The 25,310-nt window shown below is 72.2% G+C and carries 23 protein-coding genes and 1 pseudogene; 14 read left to right on the plus strand and 10 right to left on the minus strand.

What is annotated here, in order from left to right; genetic code table 11:
- Positions 1-6: 6 nt before the first annotated feature.
- Complete coding sequence (locus tag ACFVSL_RS13415; RefSeq protein ID WP_386941466.1) at positions 7-882, minus strand: carbohydrate kinase family protein; 876 nt, start codon at positions 880-882, stop codon at positions 7-9.
- Between the two features lie 63 nt (positions 883-945).
- Here ACFVSL_RS13415 and ACFVSL_RS13420 point away from each other — a divergent pair, with 63 nt between their 5' ends.
- Together ACFVSL_RS13420 and ACFVSL_RS13425 are read left to right on the plus strand one after the other, a co-directional pair.
- Entirely contained in the window at positions 946-1,917 is a 972-nt protein-coding gene (locus ACFVSL_RS13420; protein WP_386941467.1) for an acetylxylan esterase, read from the plus strand.
- 128 nt (positions 1,918-2,045) lie between these two features.
- The gene (locus ACFVSL_RS13425) at positions 2,046-3,152 is read left to right on the plus strand and encodes a phosphatidylserine/phosphatidylglycerophosphate/cardiolipin synthase family protein (RefSeq protein WP_386941468.1); all 1,107 of its coding nucleotides are present in this window, start codon (positions 2,046-2,048) and stop codon (positions 3,150-3,152) included.
- A 74-nt stretch (positions 3,153-3,226) separates the two neighbouring features.
- Here ACFVSL_RS13425 and ACFVSL_RS13430 read toward each other — a convergent pair whose 3' ends face one another.
- Positions 3,227-4,177, minus strand: coding sequence for an NAD-dependent epimerase/dehydratase family protein (locus ACFVSL_RS13430; RefSeq protein ID WP_386941469.1), 951 nt, complete (start codon positions 4,175-4,177; stop codon positions 3,227-3,229).
- Positions 4,178-4,277: 100 nt separating this feature from the next.
- Here ACFVSL_RS13430 and sigJ point away from each other — a divergent pair, with 100 nt between their 5' ends.
- On the plus strand, positions 4,278-5,213 hold the full coding sequence (sigJ, locus tag ACFVSL_RS13435; RefSeq protein ID WP_386941470.1) for an RNA polymerase sigma factor SigJ: 936 nt from the start codon (positions 4,278-4,280) through the stop codon (positions 5,211-5,213).
- A gap of 24 nt (positions 5,214-5,237) precedes the next feature.
- Here sigJ and ACFVSL_RS13440 read toward each other — a convergent pair whose 3' ends face one another.
- Positions 5,238-6,593 carry a pyridoxal phosphate-dependent decarboxylase family protein gene (locus tag ACFVSL_RS13440; RefSeq protein ID WP_386941544.1) on the minus strand — a complete coding sequence of 452 codons (1,356 nt, stop codon included), beginning with the start codon at positions 6,591-6,593 and terminating at the stop codon, positions 5,238-5,240.
- Between the two features lie 230 nt (positions 6,594-6,823).
- Entirely contained in the window at positions 6,824-7,834 is a 1,011-nt protein-coding gene (locus ACFVSL_RS13445; protein ID WP_386941471.1) for an Lrp/AsnC family transcriptional regulator, read from the minus strand.
- A 111-nt stretch (positions 7,835-7,945) separates the two neighbouring features.
- On the opposite strand from ACFVSL_RS13445, the gene ACFVSL_RS13450 reads away from it, so the two are divergent.
- The 6 genes from ACFVSL_RS13450 (at position 7,946) to ACFVSL_RS13475 (ending at position 14,887) form a co-directional block, all read left to right on the plus strand.
- Positions 7,946-9,418 carry an MFS transporter gene (locus ACFVSL_RS13450; RefSeq protein ID WP_386941472.1) on the plus strand — a complete coding sequence of 491 codons (1,473 nt, stop codon included), beginning with the start codon at positions 7,946-7,948 and terminating at the stop codon, positions 9,416-9,418.
- Positions 9,415-10,662, plus strand: coding sequence for a M20 family metallopeptidase (locus ACFVSL_RS13455; RefSeq protein WP_386941473.1), 1,248 nt, complete (start codon positions 9,415-9,417; stop codon positions 10,660-10,662). The genes ACFVSL_RS13450 and ACFVSL_RS13455 overlap by 4 nt, the downstream gene beginning before the upstream one ends.
- Before the next feature lie 129 nt (positions 10,663-10,791).
- Entirely contained in the window at positions 10,792-11,559 is a 768-nt protein-coding gene (locus ACFVSL_RS13460; RefSeq protein WP_386941474.1) for an ATP-binding cassette domain-containing protein, read from the plus strand.
- A complete protein-coding gene (locus tag ACFVSL_RS13465) occupies positions 11,559-13,898 on the plus strand; it encodes a YhgE/Pip family protein (RefSeq protein ID WP_386941475.1) in 2,340 nt (779 codons plus the stop codon). The genes ACFVSL_RS13460 and ACFVSL_RS13465 overlap by 1 nt, the downstream gene beginning before the upstream one ends.
- A gap of 14 nt (positions 13,899-13,912) precedes the next feature.
- Positions 13,913-14,482 carry a TetR/AcrR family transcriptional regulator gene (locus ACFVSL_RS13470; protein WP_386941476.1) on the plus strand — a complete coding sequence of 190 codons (570 nt, stop codon included), beginning with the start codon at positions 13,913-13,915 and terminating at the stop codon, positions 14,480-14,482.
- 72 nt (positions 14,483-14,554) lie between these two features.
- Positions 14,555-14,887, plus strand: coding sequence for a DMT family transporter (locus ACFVSL_RS13475; RefSeq protein WP_386941477.1), 333 nt, complete (start codon positions 14,555-14,557; stop codon positions 14,885-14,887).
- 234 nt (positions 14,888-15,121) lie between these two features.
- On the opposite strand, the gene ACFVSL_RS13480 is transcribed toward ACFVSL_RS13475, so the two are convergent.
- From ACFVSL_RS13480 to ACFVSL_RS13490, 3 genes are all read right to left on the minus strand, one after another.
- Complete coding sequence (locus tag ACFVSL_RS13480; protein ID WP_386941545.1) at positions 15,122-16,627, minus strand: amino acid permease; 1,506 nt, start codon at positions 16,625-16,627, stop codon at positions 15,122-15,124.
- A gap of 267 nt (positions 16,628-16,894) precedes the next feature.
- A complete protein-coding gene (locus tag ACFVSL_RS13485; RefSeq protein ID WP_386941478.1) occupies positions 16,895-17,155 on the minus strand; it encodes a hypothetical protein in 261 nt (86 codons plus the stop codon).
- Between the two features lie 116 nt (positions 17,156-17,271).
- Entirely contained in the window at positions 17,272-19,053 is a 1,782-nt protein-coding gene (locus ACFVSL_RS13490; protein WP_386941479.1) for a cation:proton antiporter, read from the minus strand.
- A 100-nt stretch (positions 19,054-19,153) separates the two neighbouring features.
- On the opposite strand from ACFVSL_RS13490, the gene ACFVSL_RS13495 reads away from it, so the two are divergent.
- Complete coding sequence (locus ACFVSL_RS13495; protein WP_386941480.1) at positions 19,154-19,975, plus strand: DNA/RNA non-specific endonuclease; 822 nt, start codon at positions 19,154-19,156, stop codon at positions 19,973-19,975.
- A 60-nt stretch (positions 19,976-20,035) separates the two neighbouring features.
- Positions 20,036-20,974 (plus strand): annotated as a pseudogene (locus ACFVSL_RS13500) (NAD(P)-dependent oxidoreductase); the annotation flags it as partial.
- A gap of 32 nt (positions 20,975-21,006) precedes the next feature.
- Here ACFVSL_RS13500 and ACFVSL_RS13505 read toward each other — a convergent pair.
- The 3 genes from ACFVSL_RS13505 to ACFVSL_RS13515 form a co-directional block, all read right to left on the minus strand.
- Positions 21,007-21,507: a MarR family winged helix-turn-helix transcriptional regulator gene (locus tag ACFVSL_RS13505; RefSeq protein ID WP_386941481.1), complete on the minus strand. Its 501-nt coding sequence runs from the start codon at positions 21,505-21,507 to the stop codon at positions 21,007-21,009.
- Between the two features lie 140 nt (positions 21,508-21,647).
- A complete protein-coding gene (locus ACFVSL_RS13510) occupies positions 21,648-22,292 on the minus strand; it encodes a DedA family protein (RefSeq protein ID WP_386941482.1) in 645 nt (214 codons plus the stop codon).
- A gap of 49 nt (positions 22,293-22,341) precedes the next feature.
- A complete protein-coding gene (locus ACFVSL_RS13515; protein ID WP_386941483.1) occupies positions 22,342-22,983 on the minus strand; it encodes a GIY-YIG nuclease family protein in 642 nt (213 codons plus the stop codon).
- Between the two features lie 124 nt (positions 22,984-23,107).
- Here ACFVSL_RS13515 and ACFVSL_RS13520 point away from each other — a divergent pair, with 124 nt between their 5' ends.
- The 3 genes from ACFVSL_RS13520 to ACFVSL_RS13530 all read left to right on the plus strand — a co-directional run bounded on the left by ACFVSL_RS13520 (position 23,108) and on the right by ACFVSL_RS13530 (position 25,285).
- A complete protein-coding gene (locus tag ACFVSL_RS13520; protein ID WP_386941484.1) occupies positions 23,108-23,776 on the plus strand; it encodes a hypothetical protein in 669 nt (222 codons plus the stop codon).
- Between the two features lie 82 nt (positions 23,777-23,858).
- Entirely contained in the window at positions 23,859-24,668 is an 810-nt protein-coding gene (locus tag ACFVSL_RS13525; RefSeq protein WP_386941485.1) for a CPBP family intramembrane glutamic endopeptidase, read from the plus strand.
- A gap of 5 nt (positions 24,669-24,673) precedes the next feature.
- The gene (locus tag ACFVSL_RS13530) at positions 24,674-25,285 is read left to right on the plus strand and encodes a DUF1349 domain-containing protein (RefSeq protein ID WP_386941486.1); all 612 of its coding nucleotides are present in this window, start codon (positions 24,674-24,676) and stop codon (positions 25,283-25,285) included.
- The last annotated feature ends 25 nt before the right edge of the window (positions 25,286-25,310 follow it).

The following is a 25,310-nucleotide window of genomic DNA, read 5'->3' on the forward strand; positions in this document are numbered from 1 at the left end:
CTTACGTCACGCCCCCAGCAGCGCGTCGAGGCTCGGGTGCAGGTGACGCGTGACGAGCACGGATGCCGCGTGGCGGGCGCCGGCCTCGAGCGCCGCGTCGAGCTCGGCGCCGGCGAGGCTCGCATCGAGCACGCCCGCCATGAACGCGTCGCCCGCCCCGTTCGTGTCGCGCACGGGGGTCGGCACGGCCGCGACGTCGTGGCGGGTCATCCGCGCGTCGAGCGCGACGGCCCCATCGGCGCCGAGGGTGCACACGACGAGCGAGGCCCCGCCCTCGATGCACGAGCGCATGAACGGCAGCGGGTCGTCGCCGATGCGGTCGGCGTTCATGAAGATCGCGTCGGCCGCCTCGATGAACGGGCGGTGGAACTCGCTCTCGCCGTCGTAGTCGTGGATGTCGGTCCAGACGGGCCGCCCGCTCGCCTTCGCCGTGGGGATGAGGCGGCGCGAGAGCTCCGAGAGGTCGAGGACGATCGCCGAGGCATCCGCCATCGCCTGCCGCAGCTCGGCGTCGAGCTCGAGGTCGCGGCCCTCGCCCGGGTCGCTCGGCGTCGAGAGGTACAGCGAGACCCGTTCGCCCGCGCGGGTCATGAGGTTGACGTGCCGCTCGGTGACGCCGCCGTCGGCCGCGATGAGCGCGACGCCCGACTGGGCGAGCAGGCGCTTCACGCGCGCGCCGTCCGCGTCGGCGCCGAAGAGGGCGTGCAGGCGCACCCGCCGCCCGAGGCCGACCAGGCCGAGGGCCTTGCCCGCCGAGGTCGCGCCGACGGTCTCGTACTCCTCGAGGGCGAACTGCATGTGCGGCACCGGCTCGGGCAGGCGGTCGAGCACGACGATGCGGTTCCACGAGGCCGGTCCTGAGATGAAGACGTGTTCGCTCACCCGCCCATTCTGGCGGTTCGCGGCTTCGATACGCTGAACTCTCCGCCGAGCGAAGGATGCCCCGTGCCCCGACTTGATGCCCCGATCGACGAGTTGCGCGACTACCGCCCCGCGGTCGCCGAGCCGGCCGACTTCGACGCCTTCTGGGCGGCGACGATCGCCGAGTCGCGGGCGCTCGCGCGGCCGCCGCGGCTCGAGCGGGTGGCGTCGCCGCTCACCGCCGTCGAGGTGTACGACATTGAGTTCAGCGGCTACGCGGGCGACCCGGTGCACGGGTGGTTCCTCGTGCCCGCGGGCACCGAGGGGCGACTGCCCGCGGTCGTCGAGTACCTCGGCTACGGTGGCGGGCGGGGCCTGCCGCACGAGCGGCTCGGGTGGGCGGCATCCGGCTACGCGTACCTGCTCATGGACACGCGCGGCCAGGGGTCGTCGTGGGGCACGGGCGGCGCGACGCCCGACCCGCACGGCAGCGCGCCGGCGGCGCCGGGCTTCATGACGCGCGGCATCGACGACCCGGCGACGTACTACTACCGGCGCGTGTTCACCGACGCGGTGCTCGCGATCGACGCCGTGCGGGGGCTCGACCGGGTCGATGCCGAGCGGGTCGCCGTCACGGGCGGCAGCCAGGGCGGCGGCATCTCGATCGCCGCCGCCGCGCTCGCCGAGGGGCTCGTCGGCGCGATGCCCGACGTGCCGTTCCTCTGCCACTTCGAGCGCGCGGTCGGGCTCACCGACCGCGACCCGTACCAGGAGATCGTGCGGTACCTCGCGGTCCATCGGGGCGCGGGCGAGCGCGTGTTCGAGACGCTCTCGTACTTCGACGGCGCGAACTTCGCCAAGCGCGCCCGCGTGCCCGCCCTGTTCTCGGTCGCCCTGATGGACCCGGTCTGCCCGCCGTCGACGGTCTACGCCGCGCGCAACCACTGGGGCGCCGAGTCCGAGATCGTCGAGTACCCGTTCAACGAGCACGAGGGCGGTCAGGGCGAGCAGTGGCAGCGCCAGGCCGCGTGGCTGGCGGCGGTGCTCGCGGGCTGAGCCCGGCTGTGCTCGCCGTGGTGCGCCGTGGTGCACCGGCACGATCGGCTCCGGGGCACCCCTGATTCGGTGTGCTGTTGCGAGGAGTACACCCGAAGCTGAGTGAACCTCAGCGAAAGGGGTGCATCATGTCATTGCGCATCGGCGGCGTCGAGCTGTTCATGGGGCCCAGCTCGATCGGCGGGCCCGACGATCTCGATCTCGCGATCCGCGAGTTCATCGCGGGGGCGAAGCACAGCCTCGCGATCGCGGTGCAGGAGATCGACTCCCGGCCCATCGCCCAGGCCGTCCTCGATGCGAAGCGACGGGGCGTCCGCGTTCGCGTCATCCTCGAGGGCGACTACCTCACCGAGGAGACGGCGCTCGCCGACCCGTGGAACAGCCTCGGCGCCCATGAGGAGAACCGCACCATCCACGGCGCCCTCCTGAAGGCGAAGGTCGACGTCATCAGCGACCTCAACCCGAAGATCTTCCACCAGAAGTTCATCGTGCGCGACTCGGGCAAGACCAAGGCCGCCGTGCTGACGGGATCGACGAACTTCACGCACACCGACACGGGAACGAACGCGACCTCCGGCCGCGGGTCGGGCCAGAACCTCAACCACGTGGTCGTGCTGCACGGGCAGCGCGCCGCGACCGAGTACCTGCGCGAGTTCGAGCGGATGCGCTCCGGCACCTTCGGCGAGCTCCACGAGCGCGTCGAGCCGAAGCCGAAGGAGTTCGGCCTGCCCGCGGTGCGCGTGAAGCCGCTCTTCGCGCCGCGCCACGGGCCCGAGATGGAGATCATGAAGCAGATGCTGAAGGCGACGCAGTCGATCGATTTCGCGATGTTCACCTTCGCCCAGTCGTCGGGGATCGACGACGCCATGATCCGCCTGCGGCCGCTCGTGCAGCGGATCCGCGGCGTGCTCGATCGCGACCAGGGCGCCGCGAAGTGGGCGGCCACGAGCGACCTCGGTCACGGCGACGTGCAGCTGTTCGCCAACAAGCGCGGCACCGGCGTGCGCAAGCTCCACCACAAGCTCATGGTCATCGACGAGCGGCTGCTCATCGTCGGCAGCTTCAACTACACCGAGCCGGCGAACACGATCAACGACGAGAACATCATCGTCATCGGCGATCTCGAAGAGCAGGATGCCGCGGCCGAGGCGGCCCAACGGCAGCTCGCCGGGTACGCGCTCGCAGAGATCGACCGGATCATCGAGGAGCTCGCGACGCCGATCCCGGTCGGCTGAGCCGGCGAGCACGGCACGGCGCGGCGCGGCGCGGGTGCGCCTCGTGCGCCACTTGCGCCTCGTGCTCCTTTTGCTCAGGCGGCTCCGAGCCCGGTGCCGAGCCCTTCCCGGAATCCCTCGCGCCAGCTCGCGTATCGAGGCCGCCAGCCCAGCTCGGCCTTCGCCTTCGCGTTCGACGAGCCGCGCGCGGTCGTCATCCACGAGACGCCGAACTCGCCGATCATCGTGCGCGCGACCCAGGCGGGCACGCGCATCGGCGGCTTCGCGCCGATCGCGCGGGCGAGCTCGGGCAGCCACTCGGCGACCGCGGCGGGCTCGTCGTCGACGATGTTGTACACGCCGGAGGCCCCGTGGGTGACCGCTGCGACGGTCGCGGCGGCGGCATCGTCGATGTGGCAGAACGACCAGACGCCCGCACCGTCGCCGACGATCGGCACCTGACGCCTGCGTACGGACTCGAGCATCTGTCCGCCCTCGCCGAGTGACTGCCCGGGGCCGTAGAAGTTGCCGAACCGCAGCGCGAGTCCGCCCGCCGCGACCGTCGCCTGCTCGGCGTGGGCGATCGCGGCGAGCGCCTTGCGCGCCGACGGCACGGTGTTCGGGTCGAGCGGGTCGGCCTCGGTCTTCACGCGCGAGCCCGTGTGCTCGTTCGTCCAGCCGGTATAGCTCTGCACGATGACGCGGCCCGTGCCGGCCTCCCGGGCGGCGGCGATGAGCGCGTCCGTGCCGCGCGTGCGCATCGCGTTGGTGACGGCGAACGTCTCGTCGAAGCGCTTGAAGTCGAACTTGCCCGACAGCGAGGTGAGCTGGTGCACGAGCACCTCGGGCTGCGCCTCGAGCACGGCGCGGCGGATCGACGCCTCGTCGGTCCCGTCCATGATCACGCCGCGGCCGCCTGCGGCACGGATGCGGCCGATCCCGTCGTCGCTGCGCGCCGTGCCCGTGACGTCGTGCCCGGCCGCGACGAGCAGGGGGACGAGCCGTGAACCGACGGCGCCGGAACCACCCGCGATGAAGATCCTCATGATGTGCGTCCTTTCTCTCTTCTCTCTTCACCCCCTCCGACGGGCGACCCCGCCCGCGTGTGACAGGAGTCGCGAAATCGCCGTGTGACAGGCTGGGGCGATGGTCGATCTCGCCGTCGAGGCGCCGCGCCTGCGGCCGCTCATGTTCTCGATCTCGTACCGCATGCTCGGCAGCGTGAGCGAGGCCGAGGACGTGGTGCAGGCGGGCCTCCTGCGCATGCACGAGCGGGTGCTGCGCGGCGAGGACATCGAGCGCCCCGACGCGTTCGCATCGACTGTCGCGACGCGGCTGTCGATCGACGTGCTGCGCTCCGCGCGCCGTACGCGGGAGGTCTACGTCGGTCCGTGGCTGCCCGAACCGCTCCTCGCCGACGACGCTGACCCCGCCCACCGCATCGAGCACGACGAGACGCTCTCGATGGGCGTGCTCACGATGCTCGAGCGGCTCGGCCCCGTCGAGCGCGCCGTGTTCGTGCTGCACGAGGCGCTCGGTTACGACTACGGCGAGATCGGCGAGATCGTGGATCGCGAGCCGGCGGCCTGCCGGCAGATCATGCACCGGGCGCGGCAGCGGCTGGCGGCCGGCGGCGCGCGATTCGAGGTGGATGCCTCGGAGGCGACCCGGCTCGCGAGCGAGTTCCTCGCCGCGCTGCGCGACGGCGACGTCGACGGCGTGGTCAGGCTGCTCGCCCCCGACGTCGTGCTGACCGCCGACGGCGGCGGCCGGGCGCCCGCGATCCAGCACCCGATGTCGGGCGACGTCGCGGTCGCGAGGTTCCTCGTCGGGCTCATGCGCCGCGGCGACGCGCTCGGCGTCGCGGTCGAGGAGACGGTCGCGAACGGGGAGCGGACGCTGCTCTTCCGCGGTCGCGACGGCGCCGTGCTGTCGGTGCTCACGCTCCACGTCGACGGCGGCAGCGTGCGTTCGCTCACGAACCAGCTGAACCCCGAGAAGCTGGGGCACCTCGGTCCGGTCGGCGACCTCTTCGCGCTGCTGCGCGACGGGGCCGCCGGCGTCGCGGACTCGGCGGGCTAGCGTCGCGGCCCGCAGCCGCCGTCGTCACATCGTGTCGAGGATCGCGACCAGCTGCTCGAACGTCGTCATCGGGTTCACGATCGCGAACCGGGTGTTCGGCCGGCCCGCGTGCGAGCTCGGCGTCACGAACGCGCGCTGCTCGTCGAGGAGTCTCGCCGACCAGCGCTCGTAGTCGTCCATCGTCCAGCCCTCGCGCTCGAAGACGACGATCGACAGCTGCGGGTCGCGAACGAGCTTCAGCTCGGGCCGGCGCCGGATCTCGTCGGCGATGCGCTGCGCCAGTTCGAGCGAGTTCGTGATCGCCGCCCGGTAGGCGGCGGCGCCGTAGGTCGCGAGCGAGAACCAGAAGGGCAGGCCGCGCGGGCGCCGGGTGAGCTGCACGGCGTAGTCCGACGGGCTCCACTCGGGCTTGCCGGTGAGGGTGTCGAGGTACTCGGCGTGCTGCGTGTGCGCCCGCCGGCCGACCTCGGGGTCGCGGTAGATGAGCGCGCACGCGTCGAAGGGGGCGAAGAGCCACTTGTGCGGGTCGACGATCACCGAGTCGGCGCGCTCGACGCCGGCATAGCGCTCGCGCGCGAGCGGCGAGAGCATGCCGGTCAGGCCGTAGGCGCCGTCGATGTGCAGCCAGAAGTCGAACTCGTCCTTGAGCGCGGCGATGGAGGCGACGTCGTCGACGATGCCGAAGTTCGTCGAGCCGGTGGTCGCGATGACGGCGAACACGTCGTCGCCGTGCTCCTCGAGCGCCGCGCGCACGGCGTCGCCGCGAAGCATCCCGTCGTCGCCCGCCGGGACGAGCACGACGTCGACGTCCATGACCTTCGCGGCCGACTTGTTCGAGGAGTGGGCCTCGGTCGAGCAGACGAGCTTCCAGCGCGCGGGCATGGCCTCGCCCGCGGCGGTGCGCTTCTCGCGCGCCACCTCGCGCGCGGCGACGAGCGCCGAGAGGTTGCCGATGGTGCCGCCCTGCACGAAGACGCCGCCGGCGCCCGCGGGCAGCCCGAACTCGTTCGCCAGCCAGGTGAGCACCTCGTTCTCGGCGTGCACCGCGCCGGAGCCCTCCATCCAGCTGCCGCCGTAGAGGCTCGACGCCGAGACGACGAGGTCGAACGCCATCGCCGCCTTCGTCGGGGCCGCGGGGATGAACGAGAGGTACTGCGGGTGGTCGATCGTGATGCAGGCCGGAGCGAGCACGTGCTCGAAGATCGAGAGCGCCCGCGTCGCGCCGATGCCGCGCTCGTCGATCGTGCGCCCTGCGAGACGCGTGAGCTCGGCCTCGGTCTCGGGCTTGTCGAGCGGGGTGTCGGTCGAGAGCAGGCGTCGGCGCGAGTAGTCGAGCACGAGGTCGACGATCGACTCGGTCTCACCGGTCACGGCGTGCATGCGGGTGGGGTCGGGGGATGCCTCGGGCCGGCGTCGCTCCGTGGCGGCGTCGCTCTCGGGTGCGAGGTCGTGGTCGATGGTCACTGGAGTCTCCGCGGGTACGTCAGGTGGTGGCGACACAAGTGTGAACATCGAGGCCCGCAAACGCAAACTATCGGCACAACTTCAGGCGAAGACGCAGGATATCTGCACCTGGAGGCTTCGGATGCAAGAATGCTGACCTCCGCGCATCAAGGCAGCGGGACGGCGCGATCGCCGGCCAGCCCTCGGGGGTCGAGCAGCCTGCCCAGGTGCTTGTGCACGCGCAGCACCATCGAGCGATCGGCGATGCGCGATCGCGGCAGGCGCTGCTCGAGCTCGGCCTCGATCTGCAGGACCTCGGGCTTCGCGCGTGCACCCGCGGCGACGATGAGGTTGGCGGGGCCCGAGGTGATCGCGGCGTACTGGAGCGACGCCATCGTCGAGAGCGACTCCCGGGCCGCATCGAGCGTCGAGGCCGGCGCCTGGATGAAGAACCAGGCCGCGAGCGGCCAGTTCGAATAGGGCGCCGCGACATCCGTGCGGAAGACGAGATCGCCTTCCGCTCGCAGGCGAGCGACGGCGTCGGCGACCCGCTGCGCGCTGTATCCGAGGTCGCGGCCCAAGTCCGTGTAAGACGCGCGCGCGTCGAAGCCGAGTCGCTGCCTGAGGGCGCGGGCCAGTTCGGGGTCGACCCGCTTCGCCGATCCGGTTCGCGGCGGTCGAGGGAGGGGGATCCGGGCCTGCTGCGCGGGCGTGAGCGACTGGACCGACCAGTCGGAACCCAGGCGGAGCACCTCGTGGACGACGTGGGTGCGGATGCTGCGTACACCCGGAATCGCCCCGAGCCGGTCGAGGGCGTACTCCGCGAGTTCACGGTCGTCGGCCGTGACGAGTGTCGCGAGCACATCGCGCTGGCCGGCAGTGAGGTCGATCGAGTAGATCGCAGGGTCGGCGGCGGCGACGTCGGCAGTGGCGAGTACACGGCCGGGCTCGCAGACGAACTCGACGAGTGCGCCGGCGGTCTCCGCCGAGCGGCCGACGGCGCCGGGAATCGTCGAAGTCCACGCGAGTCCTGCGGTGCTGATGCGCTCCCACCGGCGCGACAGGGTCACCGGGTCGCTGCCGAGCACGCTCGCCAATGAGGTCCACGCGACGCGCGGTTCGAGCTGAAGTGCGTGAATCAGCTGAAGATCGAGGTCATCGAGCGAGATATCCTGCATCAGCCCAGCTCCTTTCGCGAATTTACGTCGAATCCTACGCAGTCTCCGCGAATCGATGAGAGTGGACGCCGCACATCGAAGTGCATCCCCGACTCCTCGAACAGGACTTCAATGGACACTCCCGACCTCGCACCCGGTCGGACCCGCAATGCCGCGGGCGCCGCCCTGGTGCCGACCTTCATCGCACTCGAGCTCTTCGGAGGACTGATCCAGGGCTGGATCACCCCGCTGCTCGGGGTCATCGGCACGCAGTACCAGGTGCCGGGCGGCGCCCTCAGTTGGATCCTCACCGTGGGACTGCTGTCGTCCGCCGTCTCGGTCCCGCTCATGACGATGCTCGCCGATCGATTCGGCGGCCGCAGGCTCCTCGTCATCGCCGTCGCGCTCAGCGCGATCGGGTCGACGCTCATCGCGATCGCGCCGAGCTTCGCCGTCATCATCGTCGGTTCGATCGTGCAGGGCCCGGTCGCTGCGATGCTGCCGATCGAGATGTCGCTGCTGAAGCATCTCCGCCCGAAGTCCGCGACCAGGATCATCGGAGTGCTCGTCGGCACGCTCACCTTCGGCGTGGCGCTCGGCTCGCTCGGTGCCGGCCTCGTGATGGACGCGGTCGGCAACCTCGTCGTGACACAGCTCATCGGAGCGGCGCCGCTGATCGTGCTCGCGATCGTCGTCGGCTTCGTCGTGCCGCGCGTGGCGGGCGACACCGCTCGCGTCGTCGACTGGGCGGGTGCCACCACGCTCGGCCTCGCACTCGTCGGTCTCATGTACGGCCTCTCCGAGGGATCGAACGCGGGATGGCTCTCGCCGATCACGCTCGGTTCGCTCGCGCTCGGAGTCATCGCGCTCGTCGGCTTCGTCATCGCGGAGTCGCGTGCGACGACGCCGCTCTTCGACGTGAAGATGATCCGCCGGGCCAAGCTCGGTGTGCCGCTCCTGCTCGGCGTCTTCATCGCGATGACCCTGTTCGGCTCGCAGACGCCCACCGTGCTCTACCTGGGTGCCGACCCGGCGACCGCGGGGTACGGCGTCGGGGTCTCGACGTCGATGACCGGCGTCGTGCTCGCCGTCACCACGCTGTTCGCGACGATCGGTTCGTTCGTCGCACCGCTCGTGACGCGTGCGATCGGGGTCCGCCTGGCGGTCGCGGTCTCCTGCCTCGCGATCGCGGGCGGCCAGCTCGTCCTCATGACCGCGCCATCGCAGCTGCTCCCCGTGATCGGCGTGTTCGCCGTGACGTCGCTCGGCACGGGCGTCGTACTCGCGGTGCTGCCCGGGGTGGTGATCGAGCGAGCGCCTGAAAGCGCCTCCGCATCGGTGTCGGGTCTCTACAACTCGGGCCGCACGCTCGGCGGATCGCTCGCGGGCGCCTTCGTGGCATCCGTCATGACCGCCTTCGCGCTCGCCGGCGGCGGTGCCGAGGCGACCACCGCCACGCCGTTCGGCGCGTTCCAGGTGGTCTGGGGCGTCTTCGCGGCCCTGCTCCTCATCGCCGCGGTCCTCGCCCTGTTCCTCACGCCGTTGCGCCGTACCCCGGCGTCGGCCGCCATCGACCAGTCCATCCAGATCGGAGCCGCATCATGACCCTCACGAACGAACGGCCCGCCGCTGCCGGCATCGCCGGCCCGGTCGACCGCATCCGCGCGGCCGTCGAGGCCGAGCGCGGGCGCCTCATCGCCCTGAGCCACGCCATCGGCGCCGACCCCGAGCTCGCCTTCGAGGAGCACCGAGCCGCCGGCCGCGTCGCCGAGCTCCTCGACGCGGCCGGGTTCTCGGTGGAGGTCGGGGTGTACGGGCTCGAGACCGCCGTCGAGGCGGTCTACGGCGAAGGAGACGTGACCGTCGCCGTTGTCGGAGAGTACGACGCGCTCCCCGGTGTCGGCCACGCCTGCGGCCACAACATCATCGCCGCGGCGGGCGTGGGGGCGGCGATCGGCCTCAAGTCCGTCGCCGACCAGCTCGGGTTCCGCGTGAAGTTCCTCGGCACGCCGGCCGAGGAGCTCGGCGGCGGCAAGATCTTGATGCTCCAGCGGGGCGCATGGGACGACGCCACCTTCTCGGTCATGGTGCACGGAGGGCCGTTCGCCCAGATCGCGACCGCAGGATTCGCGAGCCAGGCCTACGAACGCATCCTCGTCGAGTTCACGGGGCGTGCCGCCCACGCGGCCGCGATGCCGCACGAGGGCGTCAATGCCGGAGACGCGGTGACGCTCGCCCAGGTCGGGCTCGGCCTGCTGCGTCAGCAGTTGCGCAAGAGCGTCGTTGTCGGCTCGTTCGTCGTCGAGGCCGGCGGTGCGACCAACGTGATCCCGGAGCGCGGGGTCATGGAGGTCGAGATCCGCGGCAATTCGGAGGAGGAGTGGAACGACGCGCGCCGTCGGGTTCGTGCCGTGCTCGAGGGATCGGCGCTCGCCGCGGGCTGCGAGCTCGAGATCACGCAGCCCGAGCTGCCCTACGAGCCCCTGCGGAGCGACGCCGACCTCGCGCGCCTGTTCGACGAGGCGATGGTCGAGGAGCTCGGCTACGAGCTCGCGCCGACCCCCGCAGGTTCGGCCGGCGGCTCGACCGACATGGGCAACGTGTCGCAGTACCTGCCGGCGATCCACCCGATGATCGCGCTGATCGGCGTCGAGGCCGTGCCGCACCACCAGAGCTTCGCCGCCGCGGCGGTCGCGCCCGCGGGCGACACGGCGGCGATCGACGGGGCGCTCGGGCTCGCGATCGCCGCCGCGGCGGCGATCATCGACGACGCCGTGCGCGAGCGGCTGCTCGCGGAGCAGCGGAAGCGCCCCCCGTACCGGGATCAGGTGATCGCCGGGTCGGCGTAGCAGACCGGCACTCCGCAGCGGAAGCGCGGCTCCACCGCCTGCATCGACGAACGTCGGTGCGGGCGGTGTTTGCGTTCGGCCATCCTCGCGTCTAAACTGACTAGTCAGTACAAAACCGAAGGATGCATCGTGCCGATCATCGTGCGGGCGCATGAGCTCGCCCTCCATTCCAAGCGCGGCCCCGTCTACGGCCCCGTCTCGTTCCTCGCCGACTCCGGCCTGACCGTGATCACGGGCCCGGCAGGCAGCGGCCGCACGAGCCTGCTGCTCACCCTCGCGGGCCGCATGAAGCCCTCGAGCGGCCACCTCGAGACCCTCGGCTACGAACTGCCCCGCCGCGCGCGTCCGGTCCAGCTCGCCACCGCCATCGCCGGGTTCCAGGGCATCGACACCCTCGAGGAGTCGGTGACCGTCGGTGCCGCGATCCGCGAACGAGCCGCCTGGCTCTCGCCGTGGTGGGCCTTCGTCCGGCGTACCGACGAGGCCGAGCTCCGCCGGGTGCTCGCGCCCGTCTTCGGCGCGGTGCCGCTGCCCGAGCCCGACACCCTCATCTGGGATCTCGACGAGGTGCAGACCGTGCTGCTGCGCGTCGCCCTCGCGATGATGAGCGAGCCCGACGTGCTGTTCTTCGACCAAATCGAGCAGCTGCAGTCGCCCGAGGCGCGCAGCACGCTCTGGCGGCGCCTCGACGCCCTCACCCGGGCCGGCACCTCCGTCGTCGCCTCCGCGGCGGCACCCGACCTCCAGCTGTGGGCCGAGCTCGGTCTCGCCCCGAACGTCGTCGACCTGGCGGCCGCGGCGGCGGGCGGGGCATCCGATTCTTCTGCGGGGAAGCGCCCCGCCGCCATGCCGGGCGACGCGTCCGGCCTCACCGACCTCATCCTGGAGCACGCCTGATGTTCGCCTTCCTCTCCTCCGGCACCGAGCTGCGCCGATTCCGCAAGGGCGTGCTGCCCAAGATCGCGCTCGTCGTGCTGCTGTTCATCCCGCTCATCTACGGCGCGCTCTACCTCTGGGCGTTCTGGGCTCCCACCGACGAGATGAAGAACCTCCCGGTCGCCCTCGTGAACGAGGACGCCGGGGCGCGCTCGGGCGGCAAGGCCATCACCGCCGGTGACGACCTCGTCGACGAGCTCACGAGCCGCAACGACCTCGACTGGCAGGTGACCGACGCCGCGGACGCCACGGCCGGCGTCGCCGACGGCGACTACTACTTCTCGGTCACCGTGCCGAGCGACTTCTCGTCCGACGCCGTCTCGGTCGGCACCGACGACCCGAAGGCCGCGATGGTCCAGGTCGAGTACAACGACTCGAACAGCTTCCTCGCCTCGACGCTCGGCAAGCAGGCGATGGTGCAGTTGCGCGACACGGTCGCAGAACAGGTGAGCCGGCAGACCGCCGACACCATGCTCGTCGGCCTCAACGACGCGGGCGACGGCATCCGGGCGGCCGCCGACGGCGCGGGCACGCTCGCCGACGGCCTCGCCACCGCGGACGCCGGCGCCGGCCGCCTCGTCGTCGGGCTCGGCGACCTCGCCGCCGGCGCGGGCGCACTCGACGCCGGGGCGATCCGGCTCGCCGACGGCTCGGGCACGCTGGCCGACGGACTCGACCAGCTCGCCGACGGCGCGGGCTCGCTCTCGAACGGCGCCGGCACCCTGGCGGGCGGCCTCGGTCAGCTCGCCGACGGCGCGGGCACGCTCTCGACCGGCACCTCGACGCTCGCGGGCGGGCTCGACCAGCTCGCCGCGGGCGCGGGCACGCTGTCGACGGGCGCGACGAAGGTCGCTGACGGCGCGGGGGCGCTCTCGGCGCAGCTCGGCCAGGCCGCCGCCGGCGCGGGCCAGCTCGCGACCGGCTCGCACCAGCTCGCCGACGGCGCGGGCGGGATCTCCGCGCAGACCGCGACGCTCGCAGGCGGCAGCGCCGAGCTCTCCGACTCGCTCGCCGCACTCCTCGCCGCGATGCAGGCGAACCCCGAGGTGCCCGCCTCCGTGTACCTCGATGCGCTCCAGCAGGCCGCAGACGGCGCCGCGACCCTCGACGCCGGCGCCCAGGCGGCGGTGCCGCAGGTGCAGGGCTACGCCGCGAGCTCGACGGCGTTCGCCGGCAAGGTCGACGCACTCTCCGCGGGCCTGAGCGCCGGAGCCCCGAAGGCCTCCGAACTCGCCGCCGGCGCCGCGCAGCTGCGCGACGGCGCGGCGACGCTCGCCCAGAAGTCGGGCGCCGCGGCATCCGGCGCGCACGACCTCGCGAACGGGGCGTCGACCCTCTCGAACACGTCGGGCGCCGCGGCATCCGGTGCGTCGACCCTCGCGAACGGGGCGGCGACGCTCGCCGGCAAGTCGGGCGACGCCGCGACCGGTGCGCACACCGTCGCCGACGGCGCAGCGCAGTTGAGCGCCGGCACCGGCGACCTCGTCTCGGGAACCGAGCAGCTCGCCTCCGGCGGTTCGTCCCTCGCCGACGGCGCCGGGAAGCTCGCCGCCGGCGGTCGCACGCTCGCGGACGAGCTGGGCGAGGGCGCCGAGCAGGCGCCCTCGATGAGCGCCTCCGACATCGAGGCGCGGGCCGACGTCATGGCCGTGCCCGTGCAGCTCGACGAGAGCTCGCAGAACGCGGCGTCGAGCTTCGGCGAGGGCTTCGCCCCGTTCTTCATCGCGCTCGCGACCTTCGTCGGCGGACTCATCACCTGGCTCATCCTGCGCGCCCTGCCGACGCGCGCCCTCGCCGCCTCGGCGAGCGGACTCCGCTCGGTGATGACCGGATTCCTCCCGGCCATGGCGATCGGCCTCGGCCAGGTGGTGATCATGGTGCTCGTGCTCGTGTACGGCATCGGGCTCGAGCCCGAGTACTGGCTCGCGACGAGCGCGTTCATCTACCTCGTGACGCTCGCCTTCCTCGCGCTGCAGCAGATGTTCATCATCGTGCTCGGCACGGCCGCCGGCCGAGTCGTCAGCCTCGTGCTGCTCATGCTGCAGCTGAGCTCGTCGGGCGGCACCTACCCCGTCGAGACGACGCCCGAGTTCTTCCAGGTGCTGCACCCGTTCATGCCGGCCTCGTACGTCGTGAGCGGTCTGCGCGAGCTCATCACGGGCGGCGTGGACTCTAGACTGTGGCTCTCGGTGCTCGTGATGGCCGGCATCCTCGTCGGCTCGCTCGCGATCAGCGCGTGGAGCGCCGGCAAGCAGCGGATGTGGAGCGTCAGCCGCCTGCACCCCGAGCTCGCGATCTGACCGGAGGAGCGACCATGGCCCGCGCGAACACCACCAAGCGCGCCATCCTCGACGCCGCGCTCGAGCTGGCGGCCACGAAGGGCATCACCGGCACGACGATGGACGAGGTCGCCGAGCTCGCCGGGGTCGCGAAGGGCAGCCTGTACTACAACTTCAGCTCGAAGGACCAGCTGTTCGAAGCCATGCTGCAGGAGGGGGTCGGCGCGCTCGCCGACTCCCTCCGGGCGGCGAAGGGCGAGCTGCGGGGCTGGCCGGCGATCGAGGCGCTCGTGCGCCAGCTGCTCGACCGGATCGCGGCGAACGCGCCGCTCGCGAAGCTCATGGCGTCCGAGATCTTCCGCACCGACCGCGCGTGGCAGGAGACGCTGTTCGCCCTGCGGCACGAGGCGCTCGCCGTCTTCGAGGCGGCGATCGACGAGACGGATGTCCCGGAGGGACGCGCGGGCATCATGGCCTCGAGCGTGTTCGGGGCGGTGCTGCTGGCCGGGCTCGAATGGCTCGTCTTCGAGCCCGAGCGCTCGCGCGACGAGGTCGCCGCCGGCATCCTCGCGACGCTGCGCACGCCGCCCGCGTCGGTCGAGTAGCGAGCGCGACGAGCGTCTCGAGCCCCCGTGGTCGAGTAGCGCAGCGTATCGAGACCCGAGAGACTCTCCTGCATGGCCTGGCTCTTCCTCTCGCTCGCGATCGCCTTCGAGGTCGCGGCGACCAGTTTCATCGGCAAGACCGAGGGCTTCACGAAGCTCTGGTGGACGGTCGGGGTGCTGGGCCTCTACGGCGTCTCGTTCGCGATGCTCGCCCAGGCGGTGCGCGAGCTCGAGATCGGCATGGTCTACGCGATCTGGTCGGGGGTCGGCACGGCGGCGATCGTCGCGATCGGCGTGATCTTCCTCGGTGAGAGCCTGACGGTGCCGAAGCTCTTCGGCATCGGGCTCATCATCGCCGGCGTGATCGTGCTGAACCTCTTCGCGGCGCCCGCGGCGCACGGCTGAGCCCCGTTCGTACGCCTCGGGCGGATCTGCGCCCGACCGCGACCGGCGCGCGTGCGCGACCGTGCGTCTCGCGAAGGGTGTTCTCCGCCTCGGATATGCCAGTTGCGCCTCAGCCGGTGGATGTGATGCTCTTCGCTGCGCTCGTTGGTGTCCGTTGGGGGCATGCCAGTTGCACCTCAGCCCGTGAGCGCGCGAACACCAGGCCGGCGAGGCCGTCCTGGGGCGCGCGTCGGTTCACTCGTCGCCGCCGCCGAAGCGCGGCGGATTGTCGACCGCCGGCCGCTCGGCGACGACGGGGAACGCCCCCGTGTGCCCCTCGCGCTCCTTCGCCGCCGCGGCGATGCGCCCGCGGAACGCGAACCACCCGATGATGAGCAGCGGGATGAGCGCGAGGCTGCAGAGCAGCACCCAGCGACCCGTCTCCGAGAACGCCATGGTCACGATCACGAACGCGAGGAACGCGAGCGTGAGGTAGCCCGTCCAGGGTGCGCCCCACAGCCGGAACGACGGCCGTTCGAGCCGGCCCTGCTTCGCCCATCGCGCGAGCTGCATCTGGCAGAGGATGATCGTCGCCCAGCCGCCGATGATGCCGATCGCGGCGACCTCGAGCACGATCTCGAACGCCTGCGAGGGCACGATCGCGTTGAGCCCGACGCCGAGCAGGGTGATGACCGCGGTCAGCAGGATGCCGCCGTAGGGCACGCCGCTGCCGCTCATCCGCTCGGTGAAGCGCGGCGCCGAGCCGTTGACCGCCATCGAGCGCAGGATGCGCCCGGTCGAGTACAGCCCGGCGTTGAGCGACGAGAGCGCCGCCGTCAGCACCACGAAGTTCATGACCGACGCCGAGACCGCGGCCGCCTCCTCCGAGCCGAGGTGCGAGAAGAACGTGACGAACGGCGACTCGCCCGCCTCGTACGAGGTGTACGGCAGCAGGAGCGAGAGCAGCAGCACCGAGCCGAGGTAGAACACGGCGATGCGGAGGACGACCGTGTTGACCGCCTTCGGCATGATCTTGCGCGGCTCCGCGGTCTCACCCGCCGCGGTGCCGACGAGCTCGATCGCGGCGTACGCGAACACGACCCCCGAGATCGCGAGGATGGGCGGGATCGCGCCGGTCGGGAACCAGCCGCCGTTGTCGGCGATGACCGAGAAGCCGGTCGGCCCGACGTCGGTCTGGCCGCCGAACACGATGAAGATGATGCCGAACACGAGGAAGATGAGCAGCGCCGCGACCTTGATGAGCGCGAACCAGAACTCCATCTCGCCGAACATCTTCACTGAGACGAGATTCAGCGAGAGCACCACCACGAGGGCGATGAGTGCGATCACCCACTGCGGGATCTCCTGGAGGGGCGGCCAGTACTGGGCCCAGAACTTCACGTACAGGGCGGCGGCCGTGACATCCACGATGGAGGTGAACGCCCAGTTCAGGAAGTACAGCCAACCCGCCGTGTACGCCATCTTCTCGCCGTAGAACTCGCGCGCGTACGAGACGAACGAACCCGAGCTCGGGCGGTGCAGCACGAGCTCTCCGAGCGCCCGCAGGATGAGGAAGGCGAAGAACCCGCACACCGCGTAGACGATGAGCAGCGCCGGGCCCGAGCTGTTGAGCCGCCCGCCCGCGCCCATGAACAGGCCCGTGCCGATCGCGCCGCCGATGGCGATCATCTGGATCTGCCGCGCCTTGAGCGTCTTGTGGTAGCCGTGCTCCTCGTTCGAGAAGTCCTGCACGGCGAGCATCTCGTCGCCGACGCGCTCCCGGTAGTTCTCGAAGTCGTCGGCCGGGTCGTGCTCGGGAATGTGGTCGGGCGTGTGCTGCGTCGTCATCGTGCTCCCCCTCCACCAGGGTGGTCACGGTGACGGGAACGTCACGTGCGCGACCTCCGGCTTGGTCACACGATACGCTCGCCGCGGTTTCATGCGCGAGGGCTTCTCGGGTTCGGCGACTGCGCGGGGATGCCGCGGGGCGCCCCTGACACGGGCGCCGCCGTGCCGGGCGGCAGCGGGTCAGGCCGCGCGCCGCACCCGGGAGCCGGCGGCCGGCACGAAGGTGAACCGGGCGCGATGCTGCGCCGAGCGGCGCGGGCGCGGGCGCAGCCGTTCGGCGCGGCGCAGGGGGAGTGCGGCCGAGATGAGCGCGTCGTCGAACTCGTCGGCGACGCGGGTCTCGGAGTTCGGCCGCAGGTGGCTGCCCTCGCGCGGGCAGGCGCAGGCCAGGCGGGTCTCCTCGCCGAGCGGTCCGTACACGAACTCGATGTGGTGGGCCATGGCGCATCCCCTTCCCGACGCAGAACGACTGGCTCTGCTTGAGAGATGCGCGCGGGCGCGGATCATGACGCGGGTCGTGCGGGTTTCGTGCGGCGCTATTCAGGACGTCGCGGGGGTCATGCCCCGTCGACGCCCTTCAGCTCGACGCTGATCTGCTCGGCGTCGAGGTCTTCGAGGGCGGCGCTCAGTGCGGCGGCGCTGAACCGGCCCTCGTCGCGGGCGTCGAGCAGCGCGTCGCGCTCGGCCTCGATCATGCGCAGGCGCAGGCGGCGCACCTGCTCGGGGTCGACACGGGGGGCGGATGCCTCGGGGCCGACCCGCTTCGCAGCGCCGTCGCCGCGCTCGCCGACACCCGCGGCTTCGGCATCGGCCTCGTCCGTGGCATCCGTCTCGCCGGCGCCCTCGTCGTTCGAGACCTGCCAGGCCGCGCGCATCCGTTCGGCGATCATGCGCGCGTGCGCGTCGCCCGACTCGGCGAGCTCGCGCATCGCGGCCGCGCGCAGCAGCTCGCGGAGCTCGCGCCGTTCGGCGGCTCCGGCGCCCGGGTCGCGCGCCGGGATGAGCCAGCGCACGAGCATGGGCAGCGTGCTGCCCTGCACGAGGAGCGACGCCACGGCGACGAGGAACGCGATGAAGACGAGCATCGAGCGGTTCGGGGTGTCGGCCGGCAGGGTCTGCGCGGCGACGAGCGTCACGACGCCGCGCATGCCGGCCCAGACGATGACCGTGCCGTCGCGCCAGTCGAGCGACTCGTCGACGAAGTAGTCGATGTCGGCGACCCGTCGCCGCAGCATCGAGCGGAACCGCGCCGACCTCGCGTGGTCGGGTTCGCGTCCCGCCCGCAGCGCGAACGCCGCGGTGTCGGTCGGAAGCGACTGCAGCCGCTCCTTCACCCGGGCACCGCGCCGCGCGCGCCGCCCGAGGGCTCCGATCAGCGGGGCCACGTACGCCGCGCGCACGAGCGTGACCGCGACCAGCGCGATCGCCGCGATGCCGACCGCGTGCCAGGTGCCCGAACCGCCCTGTTCGAGGTCGTCGACGAGCGCCGTCAGCTCGAGCCCCATCAGGAGGAACACCGCGCCCTCGAGCACGAGCTCGACGGTGCGCCAGTTCTGCACGTCGGAGAGCCGATGCCGGGGGGTCAGGTACTTCGCGGCGCCGCGGCCCGTGATGAGGCCGGCGACCACCGCTGCGACGAGCCCCGAGGCCCCGAGCAGCTCGGCGGGGATCGACGCGAGGAACGGCATCGTGAACGAGATCACCGTGTTCACCGTCGGGTTCTGGATGCGGGCGCGCACCCGCAGGCTCACCCAGCCGACGACCGCCCCGATCACGGTCGCCACGGCGACCGAGTACGCGAAGGTGCCCACCACGCCCCAGATCGAGACGGATGCCGCGGCCGCGGCGATCGCGGAACGCAGGAGCACGAGCGCGGTCGCGTCGTTGAGCAGGCTCTCGCCCTCGAGCATCGCGACGACGCGCGGCGAGACGCCGAGCCGCTTCACGATCGAGGTCGCGACCGCGTCGGTCGGGCTGACGATCGCCCCGAGGGCGATGCCGATCGCGAGGTCGATGCCGGGGATGATCCAGTGGAACAGGAACCCGAGCAGTACCGAGCTCAGGACGACGAGCACGACCGAGAGCCCGCCGATCGTGCTGAAGTCGCGCCGGAACTCCATCGCCGGCATCGACACCGCCGCCGAGTACAGCAGGGGCGGCAGCACGCCCGCGATGATCCACTCGGGGTCGATCTCGATCGGGGGGATCGCCGGCAGCAGGCTCACGAGGAGCCCGGCGACGACGAGCAGCAGCGGCGCCGCGACGCCGAGCTTCGGTCCGATCGCGGTCGCGGCGGCGATGGCGAGGAGCGCGAGCACCCCGGCCAGCAGCAGATCCATTCGCCCATTCTGGCCCCCCTGCCGGCGGTCGGGCAGCGCGCGACCGGCGAGGACGCGTCTCGGGCCCGGCGATGTCGGTTCGGTGTGGTGTGCTGGCGGCATGGGTTTCGACGCGCAGTTCCTGGGAGTGACCGCACCGATGCCCCGGCCGGTGCCGGGCCCCGAGACCGCCGAATGCGTCGATCTCGCGTACGTGCACTTCTCGGTCCTGCTCGACCCCGTGCGTCGCTTCGCCCGGGTCACCGGGGTGAACGTCGACGGGGCCGCGCTCCTCGATCTGGCGCGCGGCGGCGACGAGTGGCGGCTCGACGACCGGGTGCCGGCCGACTGGCAGGCGGGCCCGGCCGTGTACGCCGCGAACGACCTCGACCGGGGCCATCTCGTGCGCCGTCGCGACCCGGTCTGGGGTGAGCCGGCCGTCGCCGCCCGGGCGAACGCCGACACCTTCCACTACACGAACGCCGCGCCGCAGGCCGCCGGCTTCAACCAGTCGAAAGAGCTGTGGCTCGGCCTCGAAGACCACGTGCTCGCCTACGCCGAGACGACGGCGCAGCGGCTCAGCGTCTTCACGGCGCCCGTGCTCGGCGCCGACGATCCCGAGTACCGGGGCATCCGCGTGCCGCTGCAGTTCTGGAAGGTCGTCGCCTGGAACACGGCCGGCGAGCTCGCCGCGACCGCGTTCGTGCTCGACCAGTCGCCGCTCGTCGACACCAGCGAGCTGCGCGAACCGGGGGCGGAGGACGCGCGGGCGGTGCCGCCGCTCGGGCCGTTCCGCACCTTCCAGGTGCCCGTGTCGGCCGTCGCCGAGCTGGCCTCGCTCGACATGCCCGAGCTCGTCGCCGCAGACATCCTGCCGCCGACCGTGGCGGCCGCCGGGTGGCGGCGGCTCGAGGTGCCGGGCGACGTACTGCTCCCTGGCTGACGCCGGCGCTCGCGCCCGGCGTATCGTGAGGGGCGAGCGCGAGCACTTCACGTCGACGAGGTCGGGAGGGCGATGAGCATGGCGAACATCGCGTGGATCGGACTGGGGCACATGGGCGCCCCGATGGCGGCGCGGCTCGTCGCCGAGGGCCACGAGGTGCGCGGGGTCGACCCGGTGCCCGAGGCGCGCGCGGCCGCCGCCGCGCGCGGCGTGGGCGTGGCCGGCTCCATCGCCGAGGCCGTCGACGGCGCCGACGCGGTGTTCACGAGCCTGCCGCGCAGCGAACACGTGCGCGAGGTCTACGGCGGCGACGGCGGGGTCTGGTCGAGCGCCCCGACGAGCGCGCTGCTGCTCGACACCTCGACGGTGGATGTCACGACCTCGGCGTTCTGCCACGAGACCTCCGCCGCACGCGGCTTCGGCTTCGTCGACTCGCCCGTCTCGGGCGGCATCGCCGGCGCCGACGCGGGCACGCTGACCTTCATGCTCGGCGGCGGCGCCGACGAGGTGGCGCGCGCCCGAGCGCTCGTCGAGCCGATGGCGGGGCACGTCTTCGACCTCGGCGGCCCGACGCTCGGCATCGCGGCCAAGCTCGCGAACAACCTCATGCTCTTCGTCTCGCTGCTCGGCGTCTCCGAGGGGGCGGCGCTCGCCGGGTCGCTCGGGCTCGATCCGAAGAAGTTCTTCGAGGTGGCCTCCGTCTCGTCGGGGGAGTCGTGGCCGTTGCGCACCTGGTACCCGGCGCCCGGGGTCGTGCCCACGAGCCCGGCCGACCGCAACTTCGACGCGACCTTCGCGACGACGCTCGCGCAGAAGGACCTGGCGTTCGCCGTCGACGCGGGCACGGCCGCCGAGCTGCCGATGCCGGCGGCGCGCATCGCGCTCGAGCAGTTCGACCGCCTGATCGACGAGGGCTACGGCGGCAAGGACTGCAGCCTCATCGCGAAGTTCGCGACCGCCGACGGCGGGGTGCCGGGGTTCGACGCGTCGGCGGGGTGACCGCGTTCAGGCGTGCGGCTCAGGCGTGCGGCTCAGCCGTGCTGCACGGCCGCGATGACCTCGGTGAGGCGGTCGCGCAGGGCGCCGAGCTCGGCGAGGTCCATGCCGAGGCGGTCGACGACCTGCGGCGGGATCGACAGCGCCTGCTCGCGGAGCGCCCGGCCCGTCTCGGTGAGGGCGACGTCGAGCGCCCGTTCGTCGCGCGCGTTGCGCTCGCGGGTGAGGTAGCCCTGCGCCTCGAGGCGCTTGAGCAGGGGCGAGAGGGTGGCGGGCTCGAGCTGCAGCGCCTCGCCGAGGTCGCGCACGGTGCGCGGGCTGCGCTGCCAGAGGGCGAGCATGACGAGGTACTGCGGGTGGGTGAGCCCGAGGGGCTCGAGGATCGGCCGGTAGATGCCGATCACGCCGCGAGCGGCGACCGCGAGGGCGAAGCAGACCTGGTTCTCGAGTGCGAGCAGGTCGACGGCGTCCTCGCCGGCGATGGGGGCGGATGCCTCGGTGCCGGCGGGTGCGGCGGGAGCTGCGTGCGCGGTCATGGGGCTCCAAGGGGTGCGGGCGATTTGTTAGTGCCCTAACGATTATGTCACGGAGCCCTGAGGACGTCGAGAGTTCGTCGGCTTCGCGCGTCAGCTGGGCGCGGGTGCCCGCAGGGGCAGGGGTGCCGGCATCGGCGCGCTCACGACGCGACGCTGCGGCGCCGGGCGAGCTGCCGCAGACGCACGACGAGGAAGGTGCCGACGGCGGCGGCGCCGAGCACCACCACGACCCACTTGAAGACGTCGGCGTACTGCTCGACCACGTGCCAGTTCTCGCCGAGTGCGAATCCGGCGACGACGAAGACGGTGTTCCAGATCGCGCTGCCGGCGGTCGTCAGCAGGGTGAAGCGCAGCAGCGGCATCCGCTCGACGCCCGCCGGAACCGAGATGAGGCTGCGGAACAGGGGGATCATGCGGCCGAAGAAGACCGCCTTGCTGCCGTGCCGCTCGAACCAGGCCTCCGCCCGCTCGACGTCGGAGACGTTCACGAGCGGCATGCGGTCGACGATGCGGATCAACCGGTCGCGGCCGAGCCAGGCCCCGAGGCCGTACAGGGCGAGCGCGCCGATCACCGAGCCCAGCGTCGTCCACACCAGCACCTCGACGAGCCCGAAGCTGCCGCGGCTCGCCGTGAACCCCGCCATGGGCAGGATGATCTCGCTCGGCAGCGGCGGGAAGAGGTTCTCGGCGGCGATCGCGAGGCCGGCGCCGGGTGCCCCGAGCCATTCCATGAGCGAGACCGCCCACTGCGCGATCGCGTTCAGGTTCTCGGTCTCGGCTGCCATGCCATCGACGCTACGGGGGCGCGGCTGGGAAGCCCGTGCACGGACGAGCTCAGTCGTGCGGTCGACCCAGTCGGCGGCTCACCCAGCGGGCGTACTGCGCCCACGGGTCGTCGACCCCGGCGGAGAGCGCCGCGATGTGCTCGAGCAGCGCGTCGTGCACCTCGAACCACTCGGTGCCGGCACCCCGGAACGCGGCGAACTGCTCGTGCCGCGCGCGCTCGAGGAGGCGGCCGCCCTGCTCGAACGCGAGCACCTCGTCGTGCGGCAGGCTCGCGACCCGGCGCCGCGGGTTCGCCGAGGTGCCGATCTTCACCTGGTCGCGATACCGCAGGTAGTAGACGACCTCGACGGGATCGTCGTCGAGGGTGCGATCGGGCAGCTCGCCGTAGCGCCACTCGCACTCGGCGCAGATCCACCCGCTCGGGTAGCGCACGCCGACCCGCGACCCGCAGGCCGGACATGGGCCGGGCAGCAGGTCGGTCGCGCCGACCTCGCGCTCGACCCAGTCGTGGGCGACGAGCAGGTGCCCGGCGCACAGCGGAAGGGGCGCGGCCGGTTGCGCCGGATTCGGGCACTGACGACCGTCGTCGTCGACGAGCCCGCAACGGCGTGCGTCGCATCCGCCGTGCGCGCCGTGCTCGCCGTGCGCGCCCTCGTCCGACCCGCGCGCGACTGCCTCCGCTCCCGTCATCCCGGCAGGCTACGCCCGACCGGCGACACCGGTCGACCTCGCCCCGGCGTCGCGTCAGCCGCCCGCGATAGGCTCGTTCTCCGACGCCGATCGGCGTCGGACATCGACGTTCACGGGGTGCAGCATGCCGTTCTGGCGCAGGAAGCGGGCGAAGCGCTTCAAGCCGTTCGACCGCAGCGCCCTGCCCGAGGTCACCCCGCCCACCTTCGACGAGATGCTCGCCGAAGGCATCCTCGTCGCCGAGGCCGCCGGTCGCATGGCGCTGCGCAATCGCTTCGTCATGCACGCGCTGCGCAGCGACGAGCCGTTCGACGCCGAACGCGCCGCGGCCGCCGCCCGCGAGGTGCTCTACGAGCTCGTCCAGGAGGCCGACGAGGTCGCCGAGCGCACCGCCGACGACCGCACGGTCGCCGCGAAGCGCGAGGGCCGTGCGTCGAACGAGCACGACTACCGGCGGGCGGATGCCGCGAACCTCCGCCGTCGCGAACAGGTCTACGCCGCGGTCGCGAAGGAGCTGTGGACGAAGCGCAGCGACCCCGAGTACCTCGCCGCCTTCGCCGAGCGCGCCCGCGCCGAAGCGTGGGACGACGTGGCCGGGGCGATCGACGCCCGCCTGGCCCGCGAGTGGGGCGGCGGCTGGCCCGAGATCGAGGTCGACGAGCAGTACGAGGCCGAGCGCGAGACCCGGCTGGCCGGGCTGCTGCTCGACCTCGACGACGAGCTGCGCGCCGCCGAGCGCGAGCGCGAGCGGCGCGCCGAGGAGAACGACCCCTTCCGGGGGTTCGTGGGCTGAGCACCGGCGGGTGTCGCGCCACGCCTTCCACCGTGGTCGATCCGGCTGGGATGATGGCCTCATCGACGTCCGGGGGGGCCGTATGACGAGCGAGGTGTTCAGCGAGCGGGGGCGGCTTCGCCCGCTCACCGACCGCGATCGCTTCGGGCGCGCGATCGAGCGCCGCGACGGGGCCGACTTCCCCTTCTACGACGGCGCGCCGATCGAGCTCGCTCCCTGGCGCTGGGGCGTGGTCTGGGCGGCGTGCGTCGCGGGATTCCTCGTGCTCACCTTCTTCCCGCAGCCGGGCAACGTGGTCGCGATCGTGCCGCGCACCCTCTTCGTCGCGATCCCCCTCGCCGCGCTCGCACTCGTGGCGGGCCGCCACTGGACCGCCGTCTTCCGTCGGGTCGGCTGGCGCGACCTGCTCGCGATGGTCTTCTTCGCCGTGCTGAACATCGCCATCACCTTCTCGGTCGGCGCGCTCGTCTCGACGCTCTTCCGGGTGAGCCCCAACACGACGATCGCCGCAGCGGGCGAGGCCGGGGGAGTCGACGCCGTCGCCCTCTACGTGGGCAGCGGCATCCAGCTCGTCGGCGAGGAGGTGTTCACCCTGCTGCCGTTCCTCGCGGTGCTCTACCTGCTCTTCGCGAAGGCCGGGCTCTCGCGCAGGACCGCGATCGTGCTGGCATGGATCGCCTCGGCGCTGTGGTTCGGGGCCGCGCACCTGCCGACCTACGGCTGGAACGTGGCCCAGTCGTTCCTCATCATCGGATCGGCCCGCATCGCGTTCACGCTCGCATTCATCCGCACGAAGAACCTGTGGGTCGCGGCCGGTGCGCACATCCTCAACGACTGGGTGTTCCTGACGGCCGCGGTGGCCGGGCTCGCCGGGGCCTCCGCGCTAACGTGAGCACCATGCCTGCGCGAGTGATGGAGTGGAACGACGGCCGTTGGACGAGGGAGCCGGCGGCGCTCAGGGGCGAGGGCGACGAGCTCGTCGTCACCGCGGTCGAGGCCAGCGACTACTGGCGCACCACCCACTACGGCTTCGTGCACGACGACGGGCACGGGCTGCTCGCCGACTGGCCGGCCGGCACCGCGCACGAGGTGAGCTTCGACGCCTCGACGCTCACCGGGCTCTACGACCAGGCGGGCATCCTGCTCTTCGCGGGCGAGGAGCAGTGGGTGAAGGCCGGCCTCGAGGTCTCCGACGGTGTGCTGCACCTCGGGGCGGTCGTCACGAACGGCGTGAGCGACTGGTCGATGGCACCCGTGCCCGAGTGGGCGGGCGAGATCGTCACCATCCGTGCGAGCCGCGGCGGTGTCGCCGGAGACGCCGTCACGCTGCGCGCCCGCACCGGGACCAGCGGTTGGCGCACGCTGCGCGTCGCCCCCTTCACCGCCGGCGCGGCCCAGGCCGGGCCCATGATCTGCGCGCCGATGCGGGCCGACCTGACCGTGCGATTCACCCGGTGGTCGCTCACCGACGGCGACGTCGACCTGCACGAGGACCCGCCGCTCGCCTGAGGCCGCGGGCGTCCGCTCGGGGCTC

This window comes from Agromyces sp. NPDC058064, assembly GCF_042885275.1.
Lineage (GTDB): Bacteria > Actinomycetota > Actinomycetes > Actinomycetales > Microbacteriaceae > Agromyces.